The 7,954-nt window shown below is 34.7% G+C and carries 8 protein-coding genes; 6 read left to right on the top strand and 2 right to left on the bottom strand.

The window, feature by feature from the left end:
* Positions 1-360: 360 nt before the first annotated feature.
* Complete coding sequence (locus ACY65O_RS02450; protein ID WP_462219266.1) at positions 361-1,680, bottom strand: sensor histidine kinase; 1,320 nt, start codon at positions 1,678-1,680, stop codon at positions 361-363.
* A 255-nt stretch (positions 1,681-1,935) separates the two neighbouring features.
* Here ACY65O_RS02450 and ACY65O_RS02455 point away from each other — a divergent pair, with 255 nt between their 5' ends.
* The gene (locus ACY65O_RS02455; RefSeq protein ID WP_462219267.1) at positions 1,936-2,487 is read left to right on the top strand and encodes a YqgE/AlgH family protein; all 552 of its coding nucleotides are present in this window, start codon (positions 1,936-1,938) and stop codon (positions 2,485-2,487) included.
* 161 nt (positions 2,488-2,648) lie between these two features.
* On the opposite strand, the gene ACY65O_RS02460 is transcribed toward ACY65O_RS02455, so the two are convergent.
* Positions 2,649-3,473, bottom strand: coding sequence for a purine-nucleoside phosphorylase (locus ACY65O_RS02460; RefSeq protein ID WP_462219268.1), 825 nt, complete (start codon positions 3,471-3,473; stop codon positions 2,649-2,651).
* A gap of 60 nt (positions 3,474-3,533) precedes the next feature.
* Between ACY65O_RS02460 and ACY65O_RS02465 the strand changes: the two genes are divergently transcribed.
* The 5 genes from ACY65O_RS02465 to ACY65O_RS02485 all read left to right on the top strand — a co-directional run.
* Positions 3,534-4,802 (top strand): DUF547 domain-containing protein, encoded by a 1,269-nt coding sequence (locus tag ACY65O_RS02465; protein WP_462219269.1) that lies wholly within the window; start codon positions 3,534-3,536, stop codon positions 4,800-4,802.
* Between the two features lie 3 nt (positions 4,803-4,805).
* Entirely contained in the window at positions 4,806-5,141 is a 336-nt protein-coding gene (locus tag ACY65O_RS02470) for an arsenosugar biosynthesis-associated peroxidase-like protein (RefSeq protein ID WP_462219270.1), read from the top strand.
* A gap of 261 nt (positions 5,142-5,402) precedes the next feature.
* Positions 5,403-6,464, top strand: a complete 1,062-nt coding sequence (arsS, locus tag ACY65O_RS02475) for an arsenosugar biosynthesis radical SAM (seleno)protein ArsS (RefSeq protein ID WP_462219271.1) — start codon at positions 5,403-5,405, stop codon at positions 6,462-6,464.
* 4 nt (positions 6,465-6,468) lie between these two features.
* Positions 6,469-7,062 carry a TIGR04282 family arsenosugar biosynthesis glycosyltransferase gene (locus tag ACY65O_RS02480; RefSeq protein WP_462219272.1) on the top strand — a complete coding sequence of 198 codons (594 nt, stop codon included), beginning with the start codon at positions 6,469-6,471 and terminating at the stop codon, positions 7,060-7,062.
* A 35-nt stretch (positions 7,063-7,097) separates the two neighbouring features.
* Positions 7,098-7,954, top strand: an 857-nt coding sequence (locus ACY65O_RS02485) for a 1-acyl-sn-glycerol-3-phosphate acyltransferase (protein WP_462219273.1), incomplete at its 3' end; no start/stop codon positions are given.

A 7,954-nucleotide genomic window follows, 5' to 3' on the forward strand; every position in this document is an offset into this window, starting at 1 on the left:
TAAAGTTTTTTATCCACATGAATTATATGCAAACAGGGCTTGGGTTTGAGGGAGCTTTATAAGAATTTAAATGTGCGTTGGGTGTGAATTGATGTGGATAGGTGTTGATAACACAATTTTAAAATAGAATTTTAGGTATGTCAACTGCAGGATATTCAGGTACACCACTTTTAAAAAACCTGGGCATTAAACCCGAAGTGAAAATTTTGCTGATAGATGCGCCGGGTAATTATTTTGATATTTTAGGAAGATAACATAAGAAATTTGCACTGCAAAATAATTTAGTTGATATAAAAATTTGCGCCATTAGTGATTTGTGGAGCGGATTAAAATTAGTAATGCCTGTTACAAAAAGATAAATTATATCGCAGCCAGCGGCATACTAATAACAAACGTACTTCCTTTCCCTAACACACTATCTGCCTTAATAGTTCCATGATGCGCCTGCACCATAATTTTTACATAACTCAGCCCCAGGCCAAAGCCTTTTACGTTATGGATATTACCCGTATGGGCACGGTAAAATTTTTCAAAAATACGGTTTACGGTTTCTTTGTTCATACCAATGCCGTTATCTTCTATTTTTATTTTTAGCTGATTACCGCTATTTTCAGTAGTTAGTTTTATCTGCAAATTTTCTTTGGAATATTTTACCGCATTATCTAAAAGGTTATTTATTAAATTGGTAAAATGTACTTCATCGGCCAGTATCAAATCTTTTTCTGCATTTAACTTCACATCAAGTGTACCCTGTTTTTCTTCTACCTGTAATGTAATATTATTTAATGCACTGGTAATTAAATCGTGTGCCGAGGATTTTTTAAGATTTAATTGTACTTCCTGCTTATCCAGCAAAGCCGCCTGCAGTATGGTTTCCACCTGCTTGTTCATGCGTTTGTTTTCTTCTTTAATTATATGGGTAAAGTAATTGGTTTTTTCTTCGTTGCCTTTTACCTTATCATTTTTTAACGCATCTACTGCCAGCGAAATAGTAGCCAGCGGTGTTTTAAATTCATGCGTCATGTTATTAATAAAATCAGATTTTATTTCACTTAATTTTTTTTGTTTCAGCAATGTTCTTATAGTAATAAAAAAAGCGGTGGTAATAATTAAAGTAAACAAAATAGCACCAATTATAAACCAGTACATTTCTTTCCAGATGATATTTTTTTGGTTGGGTATAATTACACAAAGCAATTCTTCATTCACCAAATTTTCGTAGTTGCTGCCGCTGGGTGGTTGTAACGCAATTACATGGTTTATGTTATTGGCAGAGTCAACATAAAGTTTATAATAATTATCGGTAAGTAATTGCCTTCCGCTTATGGAGTTTTCGGTAATGGCAAATTCAAAAGGATAATGCTTAAGATTTTTTTGGTTAAATGCATTTCGTATAATCTCTGATATCTCTTCTTTTGAAAATCTTTGTATTACTGATGATTTAAAATATTGTAACCTGTCACCTGGAAAAAGCATATCGTTCCTGTTGGCAAAAGGTATAATGGTATTTTTACCCTGAGATAATGTTTCGCCAGCTATTTCCAAAGCGTGGATAATATTTTCCTCCACCTGCTTATCCTTGGCATCCCTTGCACTTTTTATCCAGAGAAACTGAAAAAAAATCAGCCCCAGCAGCGATAAAAAAATCAGTATGGTTATAATAGGGAAAATTCTTTTCATCTATGCAAAAGTATATCAGTTAGAGGGTGTAAAATATGGTAAAACTGCCAAACTGTAAATTTAACGAAGGTTTAGTTTTTTTCTACATCTGACCGTACTCATCTGGCCGCTATAAATCTCTTTAATTTATAAACAATATTTTTAGCGGCCTATGAGTACGATAAAAGCTTATCCGTAGTGGCCTGACACCTAAATATCTTCAATAAATTTTACTTTTCTCTTTTGTAATTTGCAATTAAATCTTATTTTAGGAATATGATTGACCCAGGGCCCGGCATATTATTAATTGCAGACCCGTTTTTAAAAGATCCCAATTTTTTAAGAACGGTAGTACTGTTGTGCGATCATAAAGAAGAAGGCAGTTTTGGTTTTGTGCTGAATAAAAAAATTGAACAAACCCTTGATGAACTACTTAATAATTTTGATGGCTTTCCCTTACCGGTTTTTTATGGCGGCCCGGTGCAAACAGATACTATTCACTTTGTACACCAATACCCCGATTTAATACCCGAAGCTTTTGAAATTAGTGATGGTATTTATTGGGGTGGCAATTTTGACACTGTTACTGCTTTAATAAAAAATAAAAGTCTTGACCCAAAAAAAATAAAATTTTTTATTGGTTACAGTGGCTGGAGCGATGGGCAACTGAATGATGAAATGAAAGAAAAAAGTTGGTTAACAGTTGACGCTACAAAAAATTTAGTGTTCCATACAAAAGATACCGAAGTATGGAAAAGCAGCCTGATACATTTGGGCGGCGATTATGAAATGATGGTGAATTTTCCGATTGATCCGCAATTGAATTAAGGGGGTGAATGGGCAATGGTCAATAGGCAATTAGCAATGCACCAATATTTCATTATTCACCATTGATCATTCACCATTCGCAATTGACCATTCACAATTGACCATTCACAATTGACCATTCACAATTGACCATTCACAATTGACCATTCACAATTGACCACTTACCGCAGCCCTCCAATAACTTCTGCAAACAGTTCACTCAACTTTGCATCAGCTTTACCAGCTACTGCAATTATTTCTCCAATATCAACAGGTTGCAAATTATCTGGGTCGCATTCGTCAGTTATTACACTTATTGCAGCACAGGGCAAACCCACATGATTGGCAACAATTACTTCGGGCACAGTACTCATGCCCACCATATCGGCACCCATATTTCTTAAATGCCTGTACTCTGCTCTGGTTTCTAAATTGGGCCCTGCAACAGCAACATAAATACCTTCTTTAACTGGTATAGATAATTTTTTTGCAGCAGTTAAAATTTTATTGTTCAAATCTTTGTTGTACGGGCAACTCATATCTACAAAACGATTTCCAAAAGCGGCATCATTCAATCCACGTAAAGGATTTTCGGGTTGCTCATTAATATGATCGGTCAATAAAACCAGATCGCCTTTTTTGTAAGCAGCATTCATACCCCCTGCTGCATTACTCAATAGTAAATATTGTACCCCTAATTCTTTCATTACTCTTACCGGAAAAGTTACCTGCTGCATACTGTACCCCTCGTAATAATGAAATCTGCCCTGCATGGCAATTACCGGCACATTATTCAACAACCCATAAATTAAATTTCCTTTATGAAACTCTACCGTTGCTTCCGGAAAATCAGGTATTTCATTATAGGGTATTGTAATTTTTATATCAATTTTATGTATCAACGCACTCAGACCTGTGCCTAATACAATGCCTGCTAAAGGTTTTTCCATACCCTTACTATGTAAAAATGCCGCACATTCTTTTATCATTTTTAAAGAATACTCCATAACTAAATCTTTATTGGGTGAATGTACGTAAATTGGTTTTAAACTGTTTTACATTTATATATGAAATTTCTTTCTGCAATATTTATTTTTTTATCAATAAACAGCTTTGCCCAAAACGGTTACAAAACCGGCGATGCTGTGGGTGATCTGCAGGCAAAAAAAATTCTCAATTATACTACACCCTCTTCTTCTCTTAAAAATTTAAAAGGCAATATAACCATTATAGATTTTTTTGGTACCTGGTGTGTGCCTTGTATTAAGGTTTTACCTGAACTTACCAGTTTTAAAAATAAATTTGCTGCAGATGTAAATATTTTTTTAGTATCAAACGAAGCAGAGGATAAATTAAATAAATTTATCAGCAGCCGAAAACCTTTTGCCTTACCCCTTGTTGTGGATGAAGGCAATATTTTTACAAATGCTTTTCAGCCACCATCTTATCCTTACACGGTGGTGCTGGATAAAAATTTAAAAGTAATTTCAATTACCAATGCTGCAGACCTTACAGAAGCCATGCTGCAAAAGTTTATTGAGGATGGAAAAAATATGATGGTAACAAAAACTGTTGAAGTTAAAAGTGAAACTAAAGCAGAAATAAAAACTGATACCAAAATGCCTGCCTATACTGCAAGTAAAAATGTATTGATAAAACTTTCGCAGGATTTTATGTATGCCGCCAAATTAAATGAGGACGTTACAGCATTTATCGATCAGCTTAAAAATTTATCATTTGATGAGTTGAAAAAAAATATTAGTGGCGATGAAGAAAAAAAAGCCTTTTGGATAAATCTTTACAATGGTTATGTAAATTCATCGCTGCATAAAAATCCTGATCTTTATAAAGACAGGGGCGAATTTTTTTCTGCAAAAAATATTATTGTTGCCGGTAAAACATTCAGCCTTGATGTAATAGAACATGGTATTTTAAGGAAAAGTAAAATAAAATGGAGCCTGGGCTATTTTAATAAATTATTTCCTAATAAAACAGAAAAGGCTTTACGGGTACGCCATTTAGATAAGCGCATACATTTTGCCTTAAACTGCGGCGCTAAAAGTTGCCCGCCTATTGCATTTTATAACGCTGAAAATATTAACCAACAATTAGACATAGCTACAAAAGCATATTTAACCGGCGAGGCAACTTATAATGCAGCAGAAAATAAATTATATCTTCCTGCAATTATGGGATGGTTTAGAAGGGATTTTAGCGGAAAGAAAAAAATGATCAGTATGGTTAAGTCATTAAATATTGTTCCTGAAAAAGTTTCGCCATCAATTGAATTTAAACCTTACGACTGGACACTATATTTAGAAAATTATAAACTGTAAATTATGAGCGACCATTATTACAATGCAGCTGACCTTGCAAAATTTGGTAACATCGGCGAATACCAAAAAGATTTGGCAGATAAATTTTTTGCCTGGTACGGTGCAGCCTTTGCCGATAGTGCATTAACTGCAAAAGAAAAATCGCTGATCGCCTTAGCCGTTGCACATGCCGTACAATGCCCTTACTGCATTGATGCTTACAGCAGTGATGCCTACGAAAAAGGTTACAGCGAAGCACAGATGATGGAAGCTGTACACATTGCCGCAGCCATAAAAGGTGGCGCTGCATTGGTGCATGGCGTGCAAATGATGAATAAAGTAAAGGAGATTGCGATGTAGCCCCTGTCTCCGCCAGCTGGCGGAGAACTAAGATTGCTACTGTATAATTTTTTTAGTAACAGCTATTAATTTTATTGGTACAAGACTTTTGAGCCGGTCTTTTGAATTACTATTTAACTTCATTGGTCTGGCCTAAGGCGAGACACTCTTGTACAGCAAATCCTTATTGAACTTTTATCTCAGCGATTGATAAACGGAATAAAAAATAAATTATAAACTTTAAAATTATGTTCTCCGCCAGCTGGCGGAGTCAGGGGCAAAATGAAATCATTAAAAGCACAACATAACATTCTTGCAGATGCACATGAGCAAATAGAAATATTAGAGCATGGCGTAAATCATGATGATGCATTCAGGCTAATTCCATTTCAACAAAAATTGGAAGCCATTGGATTGTATCCTTTGCTGCCAACAGCATTAGAAGTTTTTCAAATTAACGTAGGCAAAATGTGTAACCAGGTTTGCAAACATTGTCATGTAGATGCCGGGCCCGACCGTAAAGAAATAATGACCAGGGAAACAATGCTGCAATGTGTTGAAGTAATAAAAAATAATCCTTCATTTACCACAGTTGATCTAACAGGGGGTGCACCCGAAATGAATCCTGATTTTAGGTTTTTTGTAACCGAAATAAAAAAAGCTAATCCTCAAATAAAAATAATTGTACGGTGCAATCTTACCATCATCCGTGCCAATAAAAAATATTACGATCTGCCCGAATTTTTTAAATTGCATAATATTGAAGTAGTTTCTTCTCTACCTTTTTATACTGCCGACAGAACAGATAAGCAAAGGGGCGATGGAGTTTTTGAAGACAGTATTACAGCCTTACAAATGCTTAATGCAGTTGGGTATGGTATGGAAGGCAGCGGCCTTATCTTAAATTTGGTATATAATCCGGCAGGCGCTTTTTTACCACCATCGCAAACGGCGTTAGAAAAAGAATTTAAAACCGCATTAAAAAAAGATTTTAATATTTCTTTCAATGCGCTTTTTGCCATTACTAATTTACCCATCAGCCGTTATTTAGATTATTTGTTGCAAAGCGGCAATTACGAAAAGTATATGGAAAAATTGATTGCTGCATTTAACCCCGTGGCAGCAAGTAATGTAATGTGCCGCAATACACTTTCTATTGGTTGGGATGGATTTATTTACGATTGCGATTTTAACCAGATGCTGGAATTAAAAGTGGATTGCAGCAGTAAACATATTGCACAATACAACAGTACTGCATTACAAAACCGTTCTATCGTAGTTAACCAGCATTGCTTTGGTTGCACGGCGGGTGCAGGCAGCAGTTGCGGAGGTGCAGTAACCTAATAAAATGAAATCAGGTCTAATAATATTCGTTCGCAATCCAGTTTTATCAAAGGTAAAAACAAGATTGGCAGCAACTATTGGTGAGGAAAAAGCATTGCAGGTGTGTAAACATTTATTACAGCATACCCATACAAGTACTAAAGATATATCAGTTACTAAATTTGTTTACTATGCCGACTACATAAATGAAGATGATATTTGGAATGGTTTTGAAAAAAAATTGCAGCAGGGTAATAATTTAGGCCAAAGAATGCAAATAGCTTTTCAGGAATTGTTTGAGGCTGACTTTACAAAAGTTTGCATAATAGGAAGTGATTGTTATGAGCTAAACAGCAATATTATAGAAAGGGCATTCGAAAAACTTAATACTGCTGATATTGTTATTGGCCCAGTAACAGATGGTGGTTATTATCTGTTGGGTCTGAATAAATTGATACCGGAACTTTTTATTAATAAATCATGGAGTACTGAAACCGTTTTTGCTGATACAATTAAAGATGCCACATCCCTCCAAATCAACTTTCATCAATTACCTGTACTAAATGATATTGATACTGAAAAAGACCTCCGCAACTCCACACTTGCCTTTTTTATTTGATTTATATTTATCTTCCCTGTTCAAACTAATTAAAATTGCTTTATTCATTTGTAAAAATTATTGCAAGGCTGGCCTTACCCATTTATTGCAGAAATATAGCGATTAATAAAAAAGAACTCTTAAAACACAAAGGGCCATTACTTCTTGCAGTTAATCATCCAAACTCGTTTTTAGATGCTATAATATTATGTACTTTATTTGATGGTACAGTATACTCCCTTGCCAGAGGCGATGCCTTTAAGAATAAATTTTTTGCTAAAATTTTATTCCTGTTTAAAATGTTTCCGGTGTACAGGGTTAGTGAAGGAGTAGAAAATATGGATGAGAATTACAAAACATTTGACCAGTGCAAAGAAATATTTAAGCAAAATGGTATTGTATTAATTTTTAGCGAAGGAAGATGCATTAACGAATGGCATTTACGGCCCTTAATGAAAGGAACGGCAAGATTAGCCATCAGCAGTTGGGAAGAGGGCATTCCTTTACAAGTTTTGCCGGTTGGTATTAATTACAGTTCTTTTAGAAAAATGGGTAAAAATATACAATTGTTTTTTGGAGAGTTGATTACCAAAAATAATATTGAAAGCAGTAACGGGCATGGCAAAAGTATCCAATCGTTTAATACTAAACTTTTGCAACAATTACAACCCTTTGTTTTTGAAATAAATAAATCAAATAAAGAAGAACTGCACAAAAGATTTTATGTACCACAATCATTATTGAAAAAAATATTACTGTTTATTCCTTCCATAATTGGATGGCTGCTGCATGTTCCATTGTACTTTCCAGTTAAAATTTATGTACAAAACGCAGCTTTTGATAACGACCATTACGATTCTATTGTTGTGGCTTTATTATTTCTTATTTATCCCCTCTACCTTATTATACTTTC

Origin of the sequence: Ferruginibacter sp., assembly GCF_031430955.1 — a bacterium.
In the GTDB taxonomy this organism is placed as follows: Bacteria; Bacteroidota; Bacteroidia; order Chitinophagales; family Chitinophagaceae; genus Ferruginibacter.